Below are 22,062 nucleotides of genomic sequence, written 5' to 3'. Positions count from 1 at the left end.
TGCGCTGGCGGTCAGGCAAGCTGGCGAGTAATAGCAAAGATTTATCAGAGCGATTGCCAGACAGGCAGACGCAAATTGTGTCACATTATGCAGGTTGGACGTGCGTGACACAGATGGCCCAAAGCAAAATGTGCTTTGGCAATGGTTGAACGTTAAGCTCTAGTGTAAGGTCTGAGTATTGACGGTTAACTGACGGATTCTTGTAATGAGGGTAGCCCCTTGAACGATATGGCGAAGAACCTGATTCTGTGGTTGGTCATTGCGGCCGTTCTACTGACAGTGTTCAACAATTTCAGTACAGAAAGTGCACCGCAAACCACTAACTATTCTCAGTTTGTGCAGCAGGTGCAAAATCAGCAGGTGCGTAGTGTCACGATTGATGGCTATACCATCATTGGTGAGCGAACGGACGGCTCCCAGTTCCAGACCATTCGTCCAGCGGCGGAAGACCCCAAGCTGATGGATGATTTGTTAAGTAATAACGTGACAGTGGTTGGTAAAGAGCCTGAGCAGCAAAGCATCTGGACACGTTTGCTGATTGCTAGCTTCCCGATCCTGCTCATCTTGGCCATCTTTATGTTCTTTATGCGCCAAATGCAGGGTGGTGCTGGTGGCGGTAAAGGCGGCCCGATGAGCTTCGGCAAATCTAAAGCTAAACTGCTGTCGCAGGATCAGATTAAAACGACGTTTGCTGATGTTGCAGGTTGTGACGAAGCAAAAGAAGAAGTTGAAGAGCTGGTAGATTTCTTGCGCGATCCTACCAAGTTTCAGCGCCTGGGTGGAACAATCCCTCGTGGTGTATTGATGGTAGGTCCCCCAGGAACGGGTAAAACGCTGCTGGCCAAGTCGATTGCCGGTGAAGCCAAAGTGCCGTTTTTCTCGATCTCCGGTTCAGATTTTGTTGAGATGTTTGTGGGCGTCGGTGCTTCACGCGTTCGTGATATGTTCGAGCAGGCCAAGAAACAAGCACCTTGTATTATCTTTATTGACGAAATTGATGCGGTTGGTCGTTCGCGCGGTGCAGGGATGGGCGGCGGTAATGATGAGCGTGAGCAAACGCTTAACCAGCTGCTAGTTGAGATGGACGGTTTTGAGGCTAACGAAGGCGTTATCGTGATTGCCGCAACTAACCGCCCTGATGTACTTGATCCTGCACTGTTGCGCCCAGGTCGTTTTGACCGTCAGGTGACCGTTGGTTTGCCGGATATTCGTGGTCGTGAGCACATTTTGGGTGTTCATCTACGCAAAGTGCCGCTGGCTGATGATGTTAAGCCGCAGCTGATTGCACGCGGTACTCCGGGCTTCTCTGGCGCGGACCTTGCAAACTTGGTGAATGAGGCAGCACTGTTTGCGGCCCGTCGTAATAAGCGCTTGGTTGCCATGGAAGAGCTGGAGCTTGCTAAAGATAAGATCATGATGGGCGCTGAGCGCAAATCGATGGTCATGACCGATAAAGAGAAGCTCAACACCGCGTATCACGAATCAGGTCATGCCATTATTGGCTTGGTTGCCCCTGAGCATGATCCTGTTTACAAAGTGACGATCATCCCACGTGGCCGGGCGTTGGGTGTCACGATGTTCTTGCCGGAAGAGGATCGCTATAGTCTGTCGCGTCAGCAAATTCTTAGCCAAATTTGCTCGCTGTTCGGTGGTCGTATTGCTGAAGAGATGACGTTGGGCGCTAACGGTGTGACTACCGGTGCCTCTAATGACATCAAGCGCGCTACAGAGCTTGCTCATAACATGGTTGCTAAGTGGGGCCTGTCGAGTGAAATGGGTCCGATCATGTACGACGAAGATGAATCTCATCAATTCCTTGGTGGCCCTGGTCAAGGTGGCGGTAAGCTGAAGTCTGGCGAAACGACTTCTCGTCTCGATAAAGAAGTGCGCAAAATTATCGACGAGTGTTACGAGCAGGCACGTCAGATTTTGGAAGATAATCGCGACAAGCTGGACGCGATGGCCGAAGCGTTAATGAAATACGAGACTATCGACGCCGATCAGCTGAAAGATATTATGGAAGGCCGTGATCCGCGTTCGCCTGAAGGTTGGAACGACGGTGATTCATCTGGCGGTGGCACACGTGTTAGCGATGATAAGCCAGAAGTGAAGGCTGGAGAGTCGGTCGATGACACCCCGCCAGGCGCTTCTGGTGAGGATGGCGAAGAAGATGATGACGAGCCTCGTCGTCGGCCCTCGGATCCGTTAGGTGGCTCTGCTGGATCGTAATTAACGAGGGCTGTAGTAATGTTAGACAAGGCGTCCCATAGCGGGGCGCCTTTTTGTTATGCTGTGAAATAGTTACCGTAACGTTTTTCTCTTATCAGGCCGCAGCATGAAACCGATAGTTGACTCTTCATCGCCTTTACAGGCAGCGGATAGCGCATATCATTTGCGTTGTGGACGCCACTTGTTAGATCTCTCATTTCCAAGAGTAATGGGTATTTTAAATGTTACCCCCGACTCTTTCTCGGATGGAGGGCAGCATGTTGGCTTAGATAGCGCCCTGCGTCATGCTGAGCAAATGCTGGCGGAAGGCGCGGCGATAATCGATGTGGGAGGGGAGTCAACCCGCCCTGGAGCCAGCTTCGTTTCAGAACAAGAGGAGTTAGATCGTGTACTCCCTGTGGTTGAAGCGTTGGTGCGCGAGCTAGATGCACTAGTTTCCGTTGATACGAGCAGCCCCGCTGTTATGCGTGAAGTAAGTGCGCTTGGCGCAGGTATGATTAACGATGTGCGTGCATTAGAGCGAGAAGGTGCGTTAAGTGCTGCGGCAAGCAGTAGCCTGCCAATTTGTGTAATGCATCGCCAAGGTGAGCCTCAGGACATGCAGCAATCGCCGCATTACGATCAGCCTATTGAGCGAGTGGTGGTTGACTATCTGGCTGAGCGCATAGCGTTGTGCGAGCAGGCCGGAATTCGCCGTAGCCGTTTGCTGGTGGATCCTGGCTTTGGTTTTGGCAAAACCATTGAGCATAACTTGCGGCTCTTGAAATACATGAATGAGCTTCAGGCACTCGGGTTGCCAATGTTAGTAGGTATGTCGCGGAAAAGCATGATTGGCAAAGTGTTAGGTCGCCCGGTGGAAGAGCGTCTGGCCGGAGGTCTCGCGCTAGCCGCCATGGCAGTTGAACGTGGTGCTAACATTTTACGTGTGCATGACGTTGGCTCGACAGTAGATGCTGTGAATATGGCCTGGGCGGTGCTTCAAGAAGGCTGTGAGCCGCTCCTAAATAGAGAGGTTACGTCATGACGCGACGTTATTTTGGTACCGATGGTATTCGCGGTACGGTGGGGCAAGCGCCCATTACTGCCGATTTTATGCTAAAGCTAGGCTGGGCAGCGGGTCAGGTGCTGCGTCGTGAAAAAGGCCGTACCCGCGTATTGATTGGTAAAGATACACGCATTTCCGGCTATATGTTTGAGTCGGCGCTCGAAGCTGGGCTATCCGCTGCGGGTGTAGATGTTTCACTGTTAGGGCCAATGCCTACGCCAGGTATCGCTTATTTAACACGCACCTTTCGTGCCGATGCTGGAATTGTGATTTCCGCTTCCCATAATGCGTTTGACGATAACGGCATTAAGTTCTTCTCAGCGGAAGGTAAAAAGCTACCCGATGCAATCGAGGATCGCATCGAGGAAATGCTTGAGGCGCCACTAACAACCGCTGGGGCAGCTCAACTGGGTAAAGCAACGCGTATTGATGATGCTGCTGGGCGCTATATCGAGTTCTGCAAATCGACGTTACCTGATCGCCTTAGCCTGCATGGTCTAAAAGTTGTATTGGATTGTGCGCATGGTGCTACCTATCACATTGCGCCAAACGTATTTCGTGAGCTAGGTGCCGATGTTAGCGTGATTGGCGCTGCCCCTGATGGGTTGAATATTAACCATCAGGTGGGCTCTACCCATCCTGCTGCACTGCGAGCAGCAGTCATACAGCAAGGTGCTGATTTAGGCGTTGCCTTTGATGGGGATGGTGATCGGGTGCTGCTGGTAGATGCTGATGGCCGTGAGGTAGACGGTGACGATATTCTTTATCTGATTGCCCGAGACCGTCACGAGCGGGGGCTGCTTGAAGGTGGCGTAGTGGGCACCCTGATGAGTAATTTCGGGCTTGCTATGGCGCTGGAGCGGCTGGGAATTCCTTTTCAGCGCGCGAAAGTAGGCGATCGTTTTGTCATGGAAATGATGGCGGCTAATGGCTGGGAGCTAGGCGGCGAATCATCGGGCCATATTGTATGTGGACATGTTCAAACGACCGGTGATGGGGTTGTGTCGGCGTTGCAGGTGTTGGCGTTGATGGTGCGAGAGCAAAAGCCACTGCTATCACTGCTTAAGGGGTTAGAAAAGGTTCCGCAGTCCTTGGTCAACGTTAGGCTGCCTGCGGGCACCAATGCAAAAGATGTCATGACAGCACAGCCGTTACTGGAAGCAGTTACTGCGCTTGAAAGTGAACTAGGCGACCAGGGCCGTGTTTTACTTCGACCATCGGGCACTGAACCGCTTATTCGTGTCATGGTAGAAGGCCGGGCTCACCTAGATGTTGACCGTTTGGCACATAAACTTGCTGATCAGGTTCAGGCGTTGCTCAGTTAGCTTGCTAAGCTAGCTTAATAGGCAGTCATGCTCAATTAGCGTTCTCAACTAATTAAGCTGTATAACAGCGGTTGTCTTGACAAGGCCGCTCCTATACCATTTCGCTCCACCTTGAGTGAGGATAATCGATGCGTACGCCATTAATTGCCGGTAACTGGAAAATGAACGGTTCTACGGCGTTGATTCAAGCGTTTGGAGACGCTTTCACCGCGGCTAAGCTGCCTAATAGCATTGATGTTGTGGTTATTCCGCCGTTTCCCTATTTGGAAGCAGCCCGCATTGCGTTCCAAAATACGCCGCTGCAGTTAGGGGCCCAAACGCTTAATCCTCAGCACTCAGGCGCGCATACGGGTGAAATCAGTGGGCGTATGCTTAAAGAGTTTGACGTAGCTTATGTGCTGGTCGGCCACTCTGAACGTCGGCAGCTTTATAAAGAAGGCGACGAGCAAGTGTTTGACCGCTTAGTAGCCGCACTCGATGTTGGCCTAACGCCAATTCTTTGTGTTGGTGAAACCCTGGAAGAGCGCGATGCAGGAAGCACAATGGATGTTGTGTTGCGGCAAGTTGGCTATGCAATGGCGCGTTTAGAGCCAGCACAGCGGCTTAAGATTGTCATTGCCTATGAACCGGTATGGGCAATTGGCACAGGGCGTACAGCAACGCCTGAACAGGCCCAAGAAGTAATGGCGGGTATTCGTGCCTACCAAGCAGGGTTTGATAAAACGCTCGCCGAGCAGCTTAAGTTGCTTTACGGCGGCAGTATGAATGCAAGTAATGCGGCTGAGTTACTTGCTCAGCCGGATATCGACGGCGGTTTAGTGGGCGGCGCTTCGCTCAAAACCGATGATTTCTACGCTATTTGTCAGTCAGCAGGATAATCCCATGCAAGTTGCAATTCTTATGGTTCATGTGGTGATTGCGATCGCCTTGGTTGTGCTCATCCTGCTTCAGCAGGGAAAAGGTGCCGACGCAGGTGCCTCTTTTGGTGGAGGTGCATCGCAAACGGTCTTTGGTTCGCGGGGGAGTGGTAACTTTCTGTCTCGTGCAACAGGCCTTTTAGCCGCTGGCTTTTTTGTTACCTCCATGGCGCTGGCTTATTTTGCAACGCAGGCCGGACAGGCTCCTGAAGCGGGTATTCCCGACTCTCGCCTGATTGAACAACAGCGCAATATTCCAACGCTTGACGATGGCCCTGCAAGTATGGATAATACCGCGCCAGTGCTAGAGGAAAGCAGTGAGTAACATATTGATACTGCTTCTTTAGCCTCCCCTGTTGCCGAAGTGGTGGAATTGGTAGACACGCTATCTTGAGGGGGTAGTGACCGTATGGTCGTGCGGGTTCAAGTCCCGCCTTCGGCACCATCTGTTTTGCTGGCTAGCCAGCTTCCCAGAGTTTTTCAGAAAAAAGCGTTCTGCCATATAGAGTAAATCAGGGTTGGCACCTGAGGCGAAAAAGAGTTCTTGACGAAAGCGGATCAAGTGTCTATTATCGCTCTTCTAGATTGATGCGGGGTGGAGCAGTCTGGTAGCTCGTCGGGCTCATAACCCGAAGGTCATCGGTTCAAATCCGGTCCCCGCTACCATCTTCTAGTAACATGAAAGATTTATGAATAAAGCGTCTATTTAAGCACCTGGTGCATGAAAGCCGCTGATCATGTTGCTAAAGTGGTACTACAGGTTTCTTTCGAAAAGCCCCTTCCTGTGAAGGGGCTTTTTGTTAGTAGCTTTTTTGTTAGTAGCTTTTCGAGAGCCAAGAGTGTCTCCAGAGCGGATGTCTTCCGAATTGCCAGAGACACATTTCCGGGTAACGCCAATCAGCCACCTAGCTTTTCATTCAACTCCTGGCCAGGTGCCTGATGCAACGGCTATAGGAGCTTTGTCTGTGGCCACAAAACACGCTGCGCTTCATGCGCTGATCGAACCTGTCGTAGCCGCTATGGGTTTTGAGCTATGGGGTATCGACCATCTTTCCCAGGGCAAGCATTCGCGGCTGGTAATTTATATCGAACGCGAAAGCGGCGTCAGCGTGGAAGACTGCGCTGATATTAGTCGCCAAGTTAGTGCCGTTATGGATGTGGAAGACCCTATTCCCGGCGAATACCGTTTGGAAGTCTCGTCGCCCGGTATGGCACGTCCCTTATATACCCTGGATCAATTTATTCGCTATCAAGGCCATCACGTTGCACTCAAGCTACGCGTTGCTTTTGATGGGCGGCGTAAATATCAAGGTCTTCTCGCCGGTGTCGAAGGCGATGAGGTACTGCTACAGCTGGATGGCGAAGAGTACTGTTTTCCAATCGAAAGCATTGATTCTGCGCATGTCGTCCCGCAATTCGACGAATAAACGGGTGGCGGCTTCCGGCAGGCTGCCGGGATGATGCACAAAAGGACAGGTTTTCTGGCGAGGCAAACGCATGAGTAAAGAAATTTTAATGGTCGTGGACGCGATCTCTAACGAAAAAGGCGTCCCCCGCGATGTTATTTTTGAAGCGGTTGAAGCCGCGCTAGCCAGCGCGTCACGCAAGCGTTTTGATCAAGAAGAAGCCAATGTGCGCGTCCATATCGACCGTCGCACGGGCGACTACGACACGTTCCGTTACTGGACCGTGGTCGAAGATGACGAATTTGAAACACCGGATTATGAAATTAAAGAAACCATTGCCGAGCAGCGTGATCCGCCGCTTAAACTAGGCGATGTGGTCGAGAAGAAAATTGAAAATGCCGTGTTTGGACGTATTGCTGCGCAAACAGCTAAGCAAGTTATCGTCCAGAAGGTACGAGAAGCTGAACGTGCAGAAGTTGTTCGTCAGTACGCTGACCGTGAAGGCGAGTTGGTGGCGGGTATTGTTAAGAAAACCACCCGCGATGGCTTGATTATTGACCTGGGTGAAAATGCCGAGGCGTTCTTACCGCGTAACGAAATGATTCACGGTGAGCGCTACCGCATGAATGAGCGGGTTCGTGCATTGTTAGTGAAGGTTGATCCAGATGCACGTGGTGCGCAGCTACAGCTGTCACGTACCTGTCCTGAGTTCATCATTGAACTATTCAAAATTGAAGTGCCTGAAATTGCTGAACAGCTAATTGAAATTAAAGGCGCCGCGCGTGACCCAGGCTCACGAGCCAAAATCGCCGTTAAAACTAATGATCGGCGTATCGATCCTGTTGGGGCGTGCGTTGGTATGCGTGGTTCGCGCGTACAGGCAGTGTCGTCAGAGCTGCAAAACGAACGTGTCGATATTGTGCTGTGGGACGATAATCCGGCCCAGCTGGTGATCAACGCAATGGCACCTGCCGATGTGGCGTCTATCCTGGTTGACGAAGATGCCCATGCGATGGACGTGGCTGTTGCGCAAGACAACCTAGCTCAGGCTATTGGCCGCAGCGGTCAGAACGTACGTTTGGCCTCTGAGCTAACTGGCTGGCGTATTAACGTGATGACTGAAGATGAAGCTGAGTCAAAGCGTGAGCAGGAAATTGATAGCCTGGTGGACTCCTTCGTTCAGCACCTCGAAGTGGACGAAGATGTTGCCCGCCTATTAGTAGAAGAAGGGTTTACCACCCTGGAAGAAGTTGCCTACGTGCCGCTTGAAGAGATGCTCGAAATCGAAGAGTTCGATGAAGATTTGGTGGAAGAGCTGCGGGCACGAGCGAAAGACGAGCTGCTGACGATGGCGATTGCCTCGGAGGAAGCGCTAGACGGTGCCCAGCCAGCAGACGATCTGCTGGACATGGACGGCATGGAGCGCCATCTGGCCTTCATTCTGGCTAGCCGTGGCATTGTCACCATGGAAGATCTCGCCGAGCAGTCTGTCGACGATCTGGTCGATATCGAGGAGTTGGACGAAGCGCGCGCAGCGGCACTGATCATGACTGCCCGTGCGCCCTGGTTTGAAGACGATGGCGTATCGGATTCAAACACACAGTAAAAGGTCACGGGCTGAGGAGGGTCACTATGTCAGATATGACAGTTAAAGATTTTGCAGTGAAGGTGGGCCGTGATGTGCCCCGCCTATTGGAACAGATGAAAGAAGCAGGTTTAAAGCATGCGTCAGAAAGCGACGCGGTATCTGAAGACGATAAGCAAACGCTGCTAAGCTTTTTGAAAAAAAGCCATGGCGGCGGCGACAGCGATCCTAGTAAAAACCGCATTACGCTGACGCGTAAAACCCGTAGCCGGATTAAAACCGGTGAGCGTGGAAAAACGATTGAAGTGCAAGTACGTAAGAAAAAAACGTACGTTAAAAGCGCCGAAGAAGATAAGCCGAAAGCTGCTGAGCCTAAGCACTCTGGCCCGCGCCAGTTAGTGGGTGATATGGCAGAAGCGGAAGCCGAGCGAAAAGCACGTGATGTTCGCGAAGCAGAAGAGAAAGTAGTCGCGGCGAAAGCGAAAGCGGCAGAAGACGCTGCACGCAAAGCCGAGGAAGAAAAAGCCAAGGCGAAAGCGGCTGAAGTGCCCAGTATCCCTGTGCCTGAGCTGCAAATCGACGACACGCCGACGCCTGATGATCTTCCGCCCGCACCGCCGAAAGAAGGCCGTACGGATCGCCGTACTGCGCCGCCTAAAAAGGCAGCAGCGAAGAAGAAAGGTCGTGATGACGAGGATGATCGTGGTGATCGCGAAGAGCGTAAGCGCGGTGGCGGCGGTAAGAAAGTAAAACGCGCCGAGCGCCGTGGCGGCCGCCGTGGTGGTGCTAACCAAAGCGGTAACGGCAAGCATGCGTTTCAAAAGCCAACCCAGCCGATCGTGCGTGAAGTTTCGATCCCTGAGTCGATCAGCGTTGCTGATCTAGCCGACAAAATGTCGATCAAGGCCAATGAAGTCATCAAAGCCATGTTCAACATGGGCGCGGCAGTGACCATCAACCAAACGATTGACCAGGATACAGCGGCCATCGTAGCGGAAGAGATGGGCCACAAGGTCAAGCTAGTGAAGGACGACGCGCTGGAAACGGAAATGCTCGAAGGCATCTCCTATGAAGGCGAAGAGATCACGCGTTCTCCTGTGGTTACCGTCATGGGACACGTTGACCATGGTAAAACCTCGCTGTTGGATTATATCCGTCGCGCTAAAGTCGCCACTGGCGAAGCGGGTGGTATTACCCAGCATATCGGTGCTTACCACGTGGAAGACAACCACGGCGGCGTTACCTTCCTGGATACCCCTGGCCACGCAGCGTTTACCGCGATGCGTGCTCGTGGTGCCAAGGCAACGGACGTGGTTATTCTGGTTGTTGCTGCTGACGACGGCGTGATGCCACAGACAATCGAGGCGATCGAGCACTCCAAAGCTGCCGAAGTACCGATGGTTGTGGCGGTGAATAAGATCGATAAGCCGGGTGCTGATTTCGACCGTATTCGTAATGAACTCTCCCAGCATGGCGTGATTTCAGAAGAGTGGGGCGGCGACACTCAGTTCGTACATGTGTCCGCCAAAACTGGCGACGGTATTGAAGAACTGCTGGAAGCCATTCAGCTCGTTTCTGAAGTACTTGAACTCACCGCTGTGCCGTCAGCTCCTGGTAAAGGCGTTGTTGTTGAATCGCGTCTTGATAAAGGCCGCGGCCCGGTTGCCACGGTGCTGGTGCAAAACGGTACGCTGAAGAAAGGCGATATCGTTCTTGCGGGTCTGCACTATGGTCGCGTTCGTGCGCTGACCAACGAGCTGGGCAAGCAAGTTGATACTGCAGGCCCTGCGATGCCGGTCGAAATTCAGGGTCTGGATGGTACTCCGGATGCGGGTGATGACTTCATGGTCGTTGCCGACGAGAAGAAAGCCCGTGAAGTGGCTAACTTCCGCCAAGGCAAATACCGTGAAGTGCGCCTGGCGCGTCAGCAGAAAGCCAAGCTGGAGAACATGTTCAGCCAGATGGGCCAAGACGAAGTGGCCAAGGTCAACATCGTTCTGAAAGCTGACGTTCAAGGTTCGTTGGAAGCGATCAAAGGCGCCTTGGAAGAACTCTCCACGGGTGAAGTTGAAGTTGCTGTTGTGTCGTCGGGTGTTGGTGGTATCACCGGTACCGATGCCAACCTTGCGCTTGCTTCTGAAGCGATTGTGGTCGGCTTTAACGTCCGTGCTGACGCTGCTGCTCGTGAAATCATCGAACGTGAAGGTCTGGATCTACGCTACTACAGCGTTATCTACCAGCTAATCGATGAAGTTAAGCAGGCAATGAGCGGTATGCTTGCTCCCGAGTGGAAAGAAGAGATCGTCGGTGTGGCTGAAGTGCGCGACGTGTTCCGTGCGCCGAAAATTGGTGCAGTGGCTGGCTGTATGGTTGTCGAAGGCACCGTATCGCGCAGCAAGCGTATCCGTGTACTGCGTGACAACGTCGTCATTTACGAAGGTGAACTCGAATCGCTGCGCCGCTTCAAAGACGACGTTCAAGAAGTGCGTAACGGTATGGAGTGTGGCATCGGCGTGAAGAACTACAACGATGTTCAGGTCAACGACAAGATCGAAGTCTTTGACCAAGTGAAGGTCGAGCGTAGCCTGTAAGGCCGCGAGGAGCAATCATGCGCGAATTTAAGCGTACCGACCGAGTCGCCGACCAGCTCCAAAAGGAGCTGGCGGTACTGATCCAACGCGAAGTAAAAGATCCGCGTTTAGGGATGATTACGGTAAGCGGTGCCACCGTTAGTCGTGATCTTGGCTATGCCGATATCTATGTCACCCTATTGGGTGAGCAAGATCCCGCGCGTATTAAGGAAAACCTACAAGTGCTGAAACGCGCTGCGGGTTTTCTGAGAAGCCAAATTGCTAAACGTATCAAGCTGCGTCATGTACCTGAACTGCGCTTTCATTACGATGAAAGCGTGGTGCGTGGCCAGCACCTCTCCTCATTGATTGACGAAGCGGTGTCAACTGACCGTGCTCGCCAGCATGATGATGAGGACGGTAGCGATAACGTCAGTGGTGAGGAGACGCGCTAATGGCACGTCGCCGTCGTGGATTGCCGGTTAACGGCGTACTGCTGCTGGATAAGCCTAAGGGCATTTCTAGTAATCATGCGCTGCAGCGTGTGCGTCGTCTGTTTGAGGCGCAAAAAGCCGGTCATACTGGCACGCTGGACCCCATGGCAACAGGTTTATTGCCTATTTGTCTTGGGGAAGCCACTAAGTTTTCCGCGCACCTGCTAGAAGCCGACAAGATGTACCGCACCCGCGTAGAACTGGGGGTGATCACCGACACCGGCGATGCCGAAGGCACGGTCATTGAGCAGCGAGAGATTCCCAGCTTAACGGCTGAGGATGTCGAGTCAGTCTTAGCTCGCTTTCACGGCGAGATTGACCAAGTGCCGCCGATGTATTCGGCATTGAAGCATCAAGGCAAAAAGCTTTATGAGCTTGCCCGTGAGGGTAAGCACGTTGAGCGTGCAGCGCGGCGAGTAAGCGTGTATGATGCGCGGCTGCTTGCTTTCGAGGGCACTGCCTTTGAACTGGAAGTTAGCTGTAGCAAAGGCACTTATATTCGCACCTTGGCTGAAGATATTGGCTATGCCTTGGGCTGTGGTGCCCACATTAGTCAGTTGAGAAGGCTCAAAACAGGGCCTTTTACCGGCGATGCGATGTGGACGCTGGAAGGCCTTGAGGCCTTGGCAGACCAGGCCACCCGCGAGGCTGAACTAATGCCTGCGGATGTGCTGGTTGATCATTTGCCGTCGCTGACGGTAGATGAAACGGCTTTTGGGCGTCTTGCACACGGTCAGTCGGCTAGTTTAGCGATTGATACGCTTGAGCCTGATGCGCTAGCAAGACTTTATTACGCTGAGACGTTTATCGGCCTTGGCGTTGTAAAAGGAGCTCAGGAAGTAGCTCCCAAGCGGCTGTTAAGTACCGTCGCTATCTCGTAAAGCGTTGCAAGGATGTAGCAATTTGCGCGAAAATTGTACGTGAAGATAGTCGCCTGAGACTGCAAATATGCGTGGTCTCAACCATTCATTTTTTAGGCATATTGCTTACTGGAGAGACAGATGGCATTAACCGCTGAGAAGAAGGCCGAGATCGTCAACGAATACGGCCGCGGCGATAACGATACCGGTTCCCCTGAAGTTCAGGTTGCACTGCTGAGCGCCAACATTAATGGCCTGCAGGACCACTTCAAAACCAACAAACAGGATCACCACTCTCGTCGTGGTCTGATCCGCATGGTAAACCAGCGTCGTAAGCTGTTGGATTACCTAAAGCGTAAAGATTTTGAACGCTATCAGTCTCTGATTCAGCGTTTAGGTCTACGTCGTTAATCATTAACGACAGCGATCAAAACGGGCAGCCCCTTGTGGGCTGCCCGTTTTTTTGTTTCTGGTAGCCGTATGGCGCTACAGCGCCTAGAATGGTGACGAGTCAAAACGACCCAAGCGAAAAGACAAGTAGATATTAATGTTAAAGGAAGTCGCCGTGAATCCGGTAAAAAAAACGTTTCAATACGGTCGTAGCACCGTCACCCTAGAAACTGGGCGTATCGCTCGCCAAGCCACTGGCGCCGTTATGGTGACCATGGATGAAACTGTCGTACTGTGTACGGTTGTGGCCAAGAAAGAAGCGAATCCTAATCAGCCCTTCTTCCCGCTCTCGGTACACTACCAAGAGAAAACCTATGCAGTGGGTAAAATTCCCGGCGGCTTCTTTAAGCGTGAAGGGCGTCCTACTGAGAAAGAGACCCTTACCTCGCGTCTGATTGATCGCCCGATTCGTCCGCTGTTTCCTAAAGGGTTTATGAATGAAGTACAGATAATCTGTACTGTGCTATCGACGGATCGTAATCATGACCCAGATATTGCGGCACTACTGGGCACCTCGGCAGCGTTGGGGATTGCAGGTGTGCCGTTTAACGGCCCAATTGGCGCAGCGCGCGTTGGCTTTAATGAAGAGCAGGGTTACTTCCTCAATCCTACTGTTGAAGAGCTGACCACCTCTGAGCTGGATATGGTGGTTGCCGGTACCGAAAACGCCGTATTGATGGTGGAATCGGAAGCCCAAGAACTGCTTGAAGACGAAATGCTCGGTGCCGTGCTGTTTGGTCACCAGGAAATGCAGGTTGCCGTTAGCGCGATTAAAGAGCTGGTCGCGGAAGCGGGCAAGCCGCGCTGGGACTGGCAGCCAGCTGCAGAAAATGTCGCGCTGAAAACGGCTATTGCCGACGCTTTTGAAGCCAAAGTGGGTGATGCTTACCGCATTACTGACAAAATGGCGCGTCAAGATGCGCTGTCAGCGCTGAAAGATGATGCTGTTGCGCAGCTAGTAGCTGCTGAAGGTGAAGAAGAGACAGAAGGCAAGTTCAGTAAAGATGACGTGAAAGGTGCGTTTTCTGCCCTTGAGAAGCGCGTTGTGCGTTCTCGCGTCGTAAAAGGCGAGCCACGTATAGATGGCCGCGACAACACCACAGTACGCCCGCTGGCAATCGAAGTCGGCGTACTACCTAAGACCCATGGTTCAGCAGTATTTACCCGTGGCGAGACCCAGGCAATCGCGATTGCTACCTTGGGCACCCTGCGTGACTCACAGCTAATCGAGTCTCTGGAAGGCGAGCGTAAAGACCGCTTTATGCTGCACTACAACTTCCCTCCCTACTGCGTTGGTGAAGCTGGCTTCTTTGGCGGGCCAAAGCGTCGTGAAATTGGCCATGGTCGCTTAGCACGCCGCGGCGTTCAGGCGATGCTGCCATCAGAAGACGTCTTCCCCTATACCATCCGTGTGGTATCGGAAATCACTGAATCTAACGGTTCTAGCTCCATGGCGTCAGTGTGCGGTTCCTCACTCGCGCTGATGGATGCTGGTGTGCCGTTAAAAGCACCGGTGGCAGGTATTGCCATGGGCTTAGTGAAAGATGAAGACGGCTATGCGGTATTGACCGACATCTTGGGTGACGAAGATCACCTGGGCGATATGGACTTCAAAGTTGCTGGTTCTGAAGAGGGCGTTACTGCTCTGCAGATGGACATTAAGATTGAAGGCATCAATGAAGAGATCATGGAAAAGGCGCTACAGCAGGCCTATGACGCCCGCATTAGTATCCTTGCTCAGATGAATGACGTTATTAGCCAAAGCCGTACCGATGTGTCAGAAAACGCGCCGTCCATGGCGACGATCAAAATCGCTCCGGACAAGATTCGTGACGTGATCGGTAAAGGCGGCGCAACAATCCGCAAAATTTGCGAAGATACCGGTGCCTCTATTGATCTGGATGATGACGGCACTGTACGCATCTACGCAGAAGACAAAGCGGCAGCCAAAAAAGCCATTGATACTGTGCTGGCAATTACCGCAGAAGCGGAAATTGGCAAGCTTTACAATGGCAAAGTAGTTCGTATTGCGGACTTTGGCGCTTTCGTCAACATCATGCCGGGCACTGACGGCCTGGTTCACATCTCGCAAATTGTTGCTGAGCGCGTTAACAACGTGCGCGATTTCTTAAATGAAGGCGATGATGTGATTGTGAAAGTGTTGGATATCGACAACCGCAACCGAGTGAAGCTCTCAATTAAAGAGATCACTGAGGAAGAGAAAGCAGCGTTCGCCGCTGCCGAGGCGGACGTCGCTAACTAAAGCGATATAGACGTAACGACCGCCCCCGCAGCTTCCAGTTGCGGGGGCGGTGTCGTTTTATAGGCAGTATAGGAAAAGAGAAGAGAGCCATGGAGCAGGAGCAAGCGCCGCGCTGGTGGGCGGTGGTGGCCGTAATGATCGGCATTTTTTTATTGGTGACGGCTGAGCAATTGCCTATCGGGCTATTGTCACAGGTAGCTTCCTCGATGGGCGTCACGCCAGGTATGGCGGGCCTGATGGTGACCGTTCCTGGTGTGGTGGCTGCTTTCTCAGCACCGCTGTTGCCGGTAGCGGTGGGCCGGTTAGATAGACGCATCATGCTCACCTTGATGATGATTGTGATGGTGATTGGCAGCGCACTTTCAGCTGTGGCCAGCAATTTTGGGTTACTACTGGCAGCTCGTGTGTTGGTGGGTATTAGTATCGGTGGTTTTTGGGCCATAGCGGGAAGCATTGCCCCAAGGCTAGTGCCCAGCGATCAGGTTGCCAAGGCCATGACGATTATTTTCGGTGGTGTAGCCGCCGCGTCAGTATTGGGGGTGCCGTTAGGCACATTGCTAGGGGACCTGAGCAACTGGCGAGTAGCCTTTGGGGCGTTGGGTGGGCTAAGCCTGTTAACCGCCATTGCACTATGGTGTTGGCTACCACCACTGCCGCCAAGAGAGCCAGTACGATTGCGTATGTTAGCGCAGCAGTTTAGCAACCGAGGTGTGCGAGTCGCGGTGTTAACCACGGGGTTTGTGGTGGTGGGGCACTTTGCTGCTTATACCTTTATCAGCCCCATTCTTCAGGAGATTAGCGGCGTAGCTCAGCGTCATGTTGGCAGTTTACTGTTGCTATACGGGGCGGCCGGCATCCTGGGTAATGTCGCGGCAGGTATCTTTGCTGGGCGTCACCCTTATCGGGCGGTATTGGCCATTCCTAGCCTTTTATTGTTAGTTGTGGCTATTTTCCCGCTACTGGGTGTTCAACCTACCAGCGGCGTACTGCTGCTAATGATATGGGGGGCTGTTTTTGGCAGCGTGTCAGTCAGTATTCAAACCTGGATTATACGTACGGCACCTAATACCGAGGCTGCTACCGCGCTGATGGCATTTACCTTTAATATGTCGATTGGTTTAGGGGCAATGTTTGGTGGGCGTATCGTCGATGGCACCAGCTTGCCAATTGCTATGTGGGCGGCATCGGTACTGTTTTTGCTTGGGGCTATACTGGTATGGCGAACGCCTTCGAGCATTGTAGGAGAGAAACGTCGCTAGCCCTTAAAAAAAGCCGTAAAAAATAAGCTATTAAAAATGCCCCCGCTAAGTAGCGGGGGCATGACGTTTAAGCGCACTAAACGTGGGGCTTAGGGACGTTCAATCGCTAGTGCAACACCTTGGCCACCGCCAATACACAGGGTGGCAAGACCTTTTTTGGCATCACGCGCAATCATTTCATGCAGCAGGCTGACCAAGATGCGGCAGCCAGAGGCCCCAATCGGGTGACCGAGGGCAATCGCACCGCCGTTAACATTCACCTTGCTGACATCCCAGCCTAGCTCTTTATTAACGGAAAGTGCCTGGGCGGCAAAAGCTTCGTTAGCTTCTACTAGGTCTAGGTCATCTAAGCTCCAGCCCGCTTTTTCGAGGCAGCGGCGAGTGGCCGGTGCCGGGCCAATGCCCATGATCGCGGGATCAACTCCAGCGTTAGAGTAAGCAGCAATACGCGCCAGTGGCTCTAAGCCAAGTTCTTTGGCCTTTTCTGCTGAGCAGAGCATAACGACAGCGGCGCCATCGTTTAAAGATGAGGCGTTACCGGCGGTAACGGTACCGTCTTTCTTGAACGCGGGGCGCATACCGCCGAGTTTTTCTGCGGTTACTTCCCGTGGGTTTTCGTCAGTATCAAACACCACTGGATCGCCTTTGCGCTGCGGAATTTCCACAGGAACGATCTGGCCTTTGAATTTACCGTCGCGAATAGCTTGAGCGGCTTTTTGCTGAGAGGCCGCTGCGAACTCGTCCATCGCTTCGCGAGTGATGCTGTATTTTTCCGCTAGGTTTTCCGCGGTAATCCCCATGTGATAGTTGTTGAACGCATCCCACAGGCCATCGTGAACCATGGAATCAATCGCTTTCCAGTCGCCCATACGTTGGCCGTTACGCGAGTTGGGCAGGATGTGGGGGGACGCAGACATGTTTTCCTGTCCACCTGCGAGAATAACGCTGGCGTCACCGCAACGGATTGCCTGGGTAGCCAAGTGTAGGGCCTTGAGGCCTGAACCACATACTTTGTTGATCGTCATGGCTGGAACGGCATCAGGCAGGCCAGCTTTGATAGCTGCTTGGCGGGCCGGGTTTTGGCCGACGCCAGCGGTTAGCACTTGGCCTAGCAGTACTTCATCAATTTGCTCTGGGGCAACACCGGTAGAGGCGAGAATGTCTTTAATAACCAGTGCACCTAAATCGCTTGCTGGAATACCGGCGAGTGATCCACCAAAGCTTCCTACGGCGGTGCGGCGAGCGGCGACAATAACCACGTCTTGCATATGATGACTCCTTGGGTAAGTAACGCAACGTTCTGAGTGAGGATAGAAAGGCCAATGAGGCGCTGCCTACCCATTGTTATTAGCATGTTGTGTCAAACTTATCTATCAGCATAGGGGAAGGTTGTGCGTTGCGGCAATACGCTTTTTAGGCAAAAAAAACGGGCCGATCAACGGCCCGTTAAATAGGTGCTTATAAATAGGTGCTTACTCAACTGTTTAAGTTACGCTAACTGAACAGGAATCGCGTTGCTGGTGTGGCTAACGTGGTTGCCTTCTTGCAGATAAACAAGCGCCGGCTGATGGTTTTCAAGCTCTGCTTCGGAGTAGTGGGCGTAACTGCAAATAATGATTCGATGTCCTGGCGCAGCTAAATGTGCGGCTGCGCCATTAATAGAAATTAGTCGAGAGCCTTCCTCGCCACGAATCGCGTAGGTGGTGAAGCGTTCGCCGTTTTCTACATTATAGATTTGGATCTGCTCGTTTTCGCGAATACCGGCCATATCCAATAGGTCGCCGTCGATGGCACAGGAACCTTCGTAATTGAGTACCGCGTGGGTAACGCGAGCCATATGCAGCTTGGCTTTAAGCATAATCGTGTGCATAGAAACTCCTAAATAACGTAACTAGCCTACTGGCTAGCATCAGTGGCAGCGCTTGGCAGCTGCACGCTGAGATTGTCAATAAGTCGGGCAGAGCCGAGTTTCGCTGCCGCTAGCAGCATGGCACTGCGAGTTGAACTGCTGACTGCAGCAAGTGTTGCATCACGCAGCTCAAGGTAATCAGGCGTAAAGCCAGCATCATACAGGGCTGTTCTACCCTGTTGTAGTACTTGTTCGACAGGGGTTCCATGCTCTAATGCATCGCGTAGCTCGCATAAGGTGCGATATAGCAGGGGGGCCTTCACACGCTCATACTCGCTTAAATAACCATTACGAGAGGAGAGTGCTAGACCGTCATTGGCGCGCACAATCGGTACACCGATAATGTCGATCGGCATGTGTAGGTCACTCACTAACTTTCGAATGACCGCTAGTTGCTGATAATCTTTTTCGCCGAAACAGGCGACATCTGGCTGCACCAAGTTAAACAGCATGCTGACTACGGTAGAAACGCCATCAAAGTGTCCTGGGCGTGAGCCACCGCAGAGTCCTTCACCTACCTCAGGCACATGTACACGGGTCTGAGCGGCTAAGCCATTAGGGTAAAGCGCACTGACCGTAGGAGCGAAAAGAATATCGCAGCCTGTTTCTGTTAACTGTGCCTGATCTGCTTCAAACGTACGTGGGTAGGCATCTAAGTCTTCACCTGGGCCAAATTGCATCGGGTTCACGAACAGGCTTGAAACAACGATATCCGCGTGTTGGCGGGCCGTGGTCACAAGTGCCAGATGGCCTTGGTGGAGATTGCCCATCGTGGGCACTAAAGCAATACGTCGCCCCTGCTGACGATGCTCGCGGAGCGTGCTGCGTAATTCATTGATATCTCTTAACGTGCGCATAAAGGGATCGCTGTTGTTCCGGGTGGCACTTAAAAACAGTGCTCAGCTGCTGGAAAAGCACGTGTTTTAACCGCTTCATGGTAGTGTTTGAACGCCTCTTGAATGCTGTCGGCGTCGACCATAAAGTTTTTGACGAAGCGCGGTGTACGGCCATGAGTGACGCCTAATACGTCGTGCATCACTAGAATCTGACCATTGGTATCCGGGCCGGCACCAATGCCGATAACGGGTACGTCCAGCGCGTCTGTTACCGCTTTACCGAGGCTGGCTGGTACACACTCCAGTAGAATCACGGAAGCGCCTGCCTCAACAAGTACTTTGGCATCGTTGATGATCTGTTCCGCATGGGCCGCTTCGCGGCCTTGCACTTTATAACCGCCTAACTGGTAGACCGTTTGTGGGGTTAGCCCCAAGTGGGCGCATACTGGAACACCGCGGCGGGTCATTTCACGGATACCGTCGGCCATCCATGCTTCGCCTTCAACTTTTACCAGTTCAGCGCCTGCACGCATTAATGCAGCAGAATCTTCTAACATGCGTTCCGTGGTAGCGTTGCTCATAAACGGCAAATCCACCATTAGCAGGCTATGGCCTTTACCACGCGCTGCACAGCGCGTGTGGTAGCAGATATCCTCAATGGTCACGGGAAGCGTACTGCTGTGCCCTTGTAAGACCATGCCCAAGGAATCGCCGACTAGCAGAACATCGATTCCTGCAGCGCTGGCGGCATGAGCAAAAGAAGCATCGTAAGCGGTCAGGCAACTGAACGTTTCGCCGGCGCGCTTAAACGCCTGCAGAGTGCTCAGGGTGACGGTTTTCATGGCGTGCTCTCGTAGTGTCTAAGTGGGCCGATGCGACGTGGGCAGCCGACCATTATTAACGTTGCATCCTTGCAAGCGTGAAGTGGCGTAGCTGGCAATTGTTACCTGAATGGGGGCTTGGTGTCGAGATTTGTGTCAGACGGTAGCAGTAGCGGTGACATCTGCCTCGCTCAACCGTTGTATATCGCATTGCTCAAGATGTTTTAGCCACTCGGTAAGCGGCTGTTGGTAAAGCAGTATTGGCTCAGAGTGCGTAGCTGACACCAGTTCTTCAAGAGGCGCTAGTACAAAGGCGCGTTCATGCATATGAGGATGAGGAACTTGGAGCCTAGGGTGCAAGATCGTACTTTGACCGTAAAGCAGCAGGTCCAAATCCAGCGTGCGCGGCCCCCAGTGACGCAGCCGCCGACGGCGGTGTCGCTGTTCTAGTCCTTGCAGCTGGTCAAGCAGTGCTAGTGGCGAAAGCGAGGTTTCAAGGGCTGCCACGGCATTAATAAAGTCGGGCTGATCTTGTGGCCCTATTGGCCGCGTTGCGTACAAGGACGATTGAGTCACAAGCTGGCAAAGCGGCAGTTCGTTAAGCTCTCGCAAGGCTTGGCAAACATGAGCAACAGGATTATCCAGATTGCTGCCTAGACCAATATAAGCAAGCGACATTGCGTTCTCACTGCTCTGTTTTACGCGGTTTACGGCGTTTTTTACGGCGACGGTCGCCTTGGCTTGCCGGATCACTACCCACTTTTTGTAGAAGCCGAAGCTGTTCGTGTTCATCGCCTTGTTGGAAGGCGTTCCACCAATCACCTAAACCACGCGGTATTTCGCCCGCTTGTTCACGTAATAGCAGCAGGTCATAGGCAGCTCGGAAGCGTGGATGTTCGCGAGTTTGAAATGCCCGCTTGCCACGTCGAAGAGGAAGGCGTGCTTGTAACTCCCAAATATCGCGCATAGGCATGCCAAAGCGCTTGGGTATCGAAATATGCTGTAACTGACGTGTAACTACCTGCTGCGCAGCGGTTTGCAACGCTGGAATCGAGGGCATGCCTTCTCGCTCAAGCTCTGCTTGACGGTGCGCCACTGGTGCCCACAAAAAAGCGGCTAGCAGGAAGGCGGGCGTGACTGGCCGTCCTTCTGCAATCCGCTTGTCGGTGTTGGTGAGCGCTTGTTCTATCAGATCTTCAGCCCAGGCCGCATCCGCCATGGCTTCTTCCGCTTCGGGAAACAGCATGCCAAACAAGTTGTAATGGCTTAATAAGCGGAAGGTAATTAGGCCATGTCCCGACATGAATAACTTAAGCACTTCATCAAACAAACGGGCGGGCGGAATTTGCAGTAACAAAGGTGCCAAATCATACATCGGCTCTTCGGTAGAAGGCTCAATGGTGAAATCAAGCTTGGCTGCAAAGCGCACTGCGCGCAGCATGCGCACTGGGTCTTCTCGGTAACGGGTAACGGGGTCGCCAATCAGACGCAGGGTACGCGACTCAATATCACGCGCGCCGTTAGCAAAGTCATGAATCGTGAAATCAGCGATATTGTAGTACAGCGCATTTACGGTGAAGTCGCGGCGTAGAGCGTCTTCTTCGATGCTGCCCCATACATTGTCTCGCAACAGCAGACCGTCATCAGACTGCTGGGCGATATGATCGCCGTGCTCGTCCTGTGGTTTACCCCGAAAGGTCGTGACTTCAATGACTTCGCGGCCAAAGCGCACATGCACAATGCGAAAGCGCCGACCAATCAGCCGCGAATTGCGGAACAGATCGCGCACCTGTTCCGGCGTTGCATTTGTGGCAACATCGAAATCTTTCGGCATTTTGCCCAGCAATGCGTCACGAATACAGCCACCGACCAGATAGGCATCAAAACCAGCACCATTGAGGCGGTAGAGTACCTTTAACGCGGCCTCACTGATTTGCTGACGAGAAACTGGGTGCTCGGAGCGCGGAATAATACGGGGACTGAGCGCATCAGCGGCGCTCTCTGGGGAATCGAGCAGGGATTTCAAGTGCTCTCCCGGGCTATGTAGTAAACGGGTAAATCCTTTAAACATGCGGCGATATCGACTCGCAAGG

19 protein-coding genes and 2 tRNA genes are annotated in these 22,062 nt (G+C 52.7%); 15 read left to right on the top strand and 6 right to left on the bottom strand.

Features of this window, described 5'->3' with window-relative positions:
• Window positions 1–219: 219 nt before the first annotated feature.
• From ftsH to M0220_RS06115, 15 genes are all read left to right on the top strand, one after another.
• Entirely contained in the window at window positions 220–2,229 is a 2,010-nt protein-coding gene (gene ftsH, locus M0220_RS06185) for an ATP-dependent zinc metalloprotease FtsH (protein ID WP_264018955.1), read from the top strand.
• 106 nt (window positions 2,230–2,335) lie between these two features.
• Window positions 2,336–3,253, top strand: coding sequence for a dihydropteroate synthase (gene folP / locus M0220_RS06180; RefSeq protein WP_264018954.1), 918 nt, complete (start codon window positions 2,336–2,338; stop codon window positions 3,251–3,253).
• Window positions 3,250–4,599: a phosphoglucosamine mutase gene (glmM, locus tag M0220_RS06175; protein ID WP_264018953.1), complete on the top strand. Its 1,350-nt coding sequence runs from the start codon at window positions 3,250–3,252 to the stop codon at window positions 4,597–4,599. The genes folP and glmM overlap by 4 nt, the downstream gene beginning before the upstream one ends.
• A 128-nt stretch (window positions 4,600–4,727) precedes the next feature.
• Window positions 4,728–5,477: a triose-phosphate isomerase gene (tpiA, locus tag M0220_RS06170; protein WP_030074118.1), complete on the top strand. Its 750-nt coding sequence runs from the start codon at window positions 4,728–4,730 to the stop codon at window positions 5,475–5,477.
• 4 nt (window positions 5,478–5,481) lie between these two features.
• Window positions 5,482–5,841 carry a preprotein translocase subunit SecG gene (gene secG / locus M0220_RS06165; RefSeq protein ID WP_030074117.1) on the top strand — a complete coding sequence of 120 codons (360 nt, stop codon included), beginning with the start codon at window positions 5,482–5,484 and terminating at the stop codon, window positions 5,839–5,841.
• 33 nt (window positions 5,842–5,874) lie between these two features.
• Window positions 5,875–5,961, top strand: a tRNA-Leu gene (locus M0220_RS06160).
• A 144-nt stretch (window positions 5,962–6,105) separates the two neighbouring features.
• A tRNA-Met gene (locus M0220_RS06155) sits at window positions 6,106–6,182 on the top strand.
• Between the two features lie 299 nt (window positions 6,183–6,481).
• Window positions 6,482–6,943 carry a ribosome maturation factor RimP gene (rimP, locus tag M0220_RS06150; protein WP_030074116.1) on the top strand — a complete coding sequence of 154 codons (462 nt, stop codon included), beginning with the start codon at window positions 6,482–6,484 and terminating at the stop codon, window positions 6,941–6,943.
• Between the two features lie 70 nt (window positions 6,944–7,013).
• Window positions 7,014–8,528, top strand: coding sequence for a transcription termination factor NusA (gene nusA / locus M0220_RS06145; protein WP_030074115.1), 1,515 nt, complete (start codon window positions 7,014–7,016; stop codon window positions 8,526–8,528).
• A gap of 26 nt (window positions 8,529–8,554) precedes the next feature.
• Window positions 8,555–11,098 carry a translation initiation factor IF-2 gene (infB, locus tag M0220_RS06140; RefSeq protein WP_030074114.1) on the top strand — a complete coding sequence of 848 codons (2,544 nt, stop codon included), beginning with the start codon at window positions 8,555–8,557 and terminating at the stop codon, window positions 11,096–11,098.
• 17 nt (window positions 11,099–11,115) lie between these two features.
• A complete protein-coding gene (rbfA, locus tag M0220_RS06135; protein ID WP_030074113.1) occupies window positions 11,116–11,532 on the top strand; it encodes a 30S ribosome-binding factor RbfA in 417 nt (138 codons plus the stop codon).
• Window positions 11,532–12,452 carry a tRNA pseudouridine(55) synthase TruB gene (gene truB, locus M0220_RS06130; protein WP_264018952.1) on the top strand — a complete coding sequence of 307 codons (921 nt, stop codon included), beginning with the start codon at window positions 11,532–11,534 and terminating at the stop codon, window positions 12,450–12,452. Before rbfA ends, truB begins: the two co-directional genes overlap by 1 nt.
• Before the next feature lie 120 nt (window positions 12,453–12,572).
• Complete coding sequence (rpsO, locus tag M0220_RS06125) at window positions 12,573–12,842, top strand: 30S ribosomal protein S15 (RefSeq protein ID WP_009723734.1); 270 nt, start codon at window positions 12,573–12,575, stop codon at window positions 12,840–12,842.
• Between the two features lie 136 nt (window positions 12,843–12,978).
• Window positions 12,979–15,144 carry a polyribonucleotide nucleotidyltransferase gene (pnp, locus tag M0220_RS06120; RefSeq protein WP_030074111.1) on the top strand — a complete coding sequence of 722 codons (2,166 nt, stop codon included), beginning with the start codon at window positions 12,979–12,981 and terminating at the stop codon, window positions 15,142–15,144.
• Window positions 15,145–15,233: 89 nt separating this feature from the next.
• Window positions 15,234–16,403: an MFS transporter gene (locus M0220_RS06115; RefSeq protein WP_030074110.1), complete on the top strand. Its 1,170-nt coding sequence runs from the start codon at window positions 15,234–15,236 to the stop codon at window positions 16,401–16,403.
• Window positions 16,404–16,492: 89 nt separating this feature from the next.
• On the opposite strand, the gene M0220_RS06110 is transcribed toward M0220_RS06115, so the two are convergent.
• From M0220_RS06110 to pcnB, 6 genes are all read right to left on the bottom strand, one after another.
• On the bottom strand, window positions 16,493–17,671 hold the full coding sequence (locus M0220_RS06110; RefSeq protein WP_030074109.1) for an acetyl-CoA C-acetyltransferase: 1,179 nt from the start codon (window positions 17,669–17,671) through the stop codon (window positions 16,493–16,495).
• Window positions 17,672–17,892: 221 nt separating this feature from the next.
• A complete protein-coding gene (panD, locus tag M0220_RS06105) occupies window positions 17,893–18,273 on the bottom strand; it encodes an aspartate 1-decarboxylase (RefSeq protein ID WP_030074108.1) in 381 nt (126 codons plus the stop codon).
• 26 nt (window positions 18,274–18,299) lie between these two features.
• On the bottom strand, window positions 18,300–19,169 hold the full coding sequence (panC, locus tag M0220_RS06100) for a pantoate--beta-alanine ligase (RefSeq protein ID WP_264018951.1): 870 nt from the start codon (window positions 19,167–19,169) through the stop codon (window positions 18,300–18,302).
• A 29-nt stretch (window positions 19,170–19,198) separates the two neighbouring features.
• On the bottom strand, window positions 19,199–19,990 hold the full coding sequence (panB, locus tag M0220_RS06095; RefSeq protein WP_264018950.1) for a 3-methyl-2-oxobutanoate hydroxymethyltransferase: 792 nt from the start codon (window positions 19,988–19,990) through the stop codon (window positions 19,199–19,201).
• Window positions 19,991–20,125: 135 nt separating this feature from the next.
• On the bottom strand, window positions 20,126–20,647 hold the full coding sequence (gene folK / locus M0220_RS06090) for a 2-amino-4-hydroxy-6-hydroxymethyldihydropteridine diphosphokinase (protein WP_030074105.1): 522 nt from the start codon (window positions 20,645–20,647) through the stop codon (window positions 20,126–20,128).
• 7 nt (window positions 20,648–20,654) lie between these two features.
• The gene (pcnB, locus tag M0220_RS06085; RefSeq protein WP_030074104.1) at window positions 20,655–22,040 is read right to left on the bottom strand and encodes a polynucleotide adenylyltransferase PcnB; all 1,386 of its coding nucleotides are present in this window, start codon (window positions 22,038–22,040) and stop codon (window positions 20,655–20,657) included.
• Window positions 22,041–22,062: the final 22 nt, after the last annotated feature.

Origin of the sequence: Halomonas qinghailakensis, from assembly GCF_025820815.1 — a bacterium.
Lineage (GTDB): Bacteria > Pseudomonadota > Gammaproteobacteria > Pseudomonadales > Halomonadaceae > Vreelandella > Vreelandella qaidamensis.
This window is presented reverse-complemented; position numbering and strand designations above follow the sequence as displayed.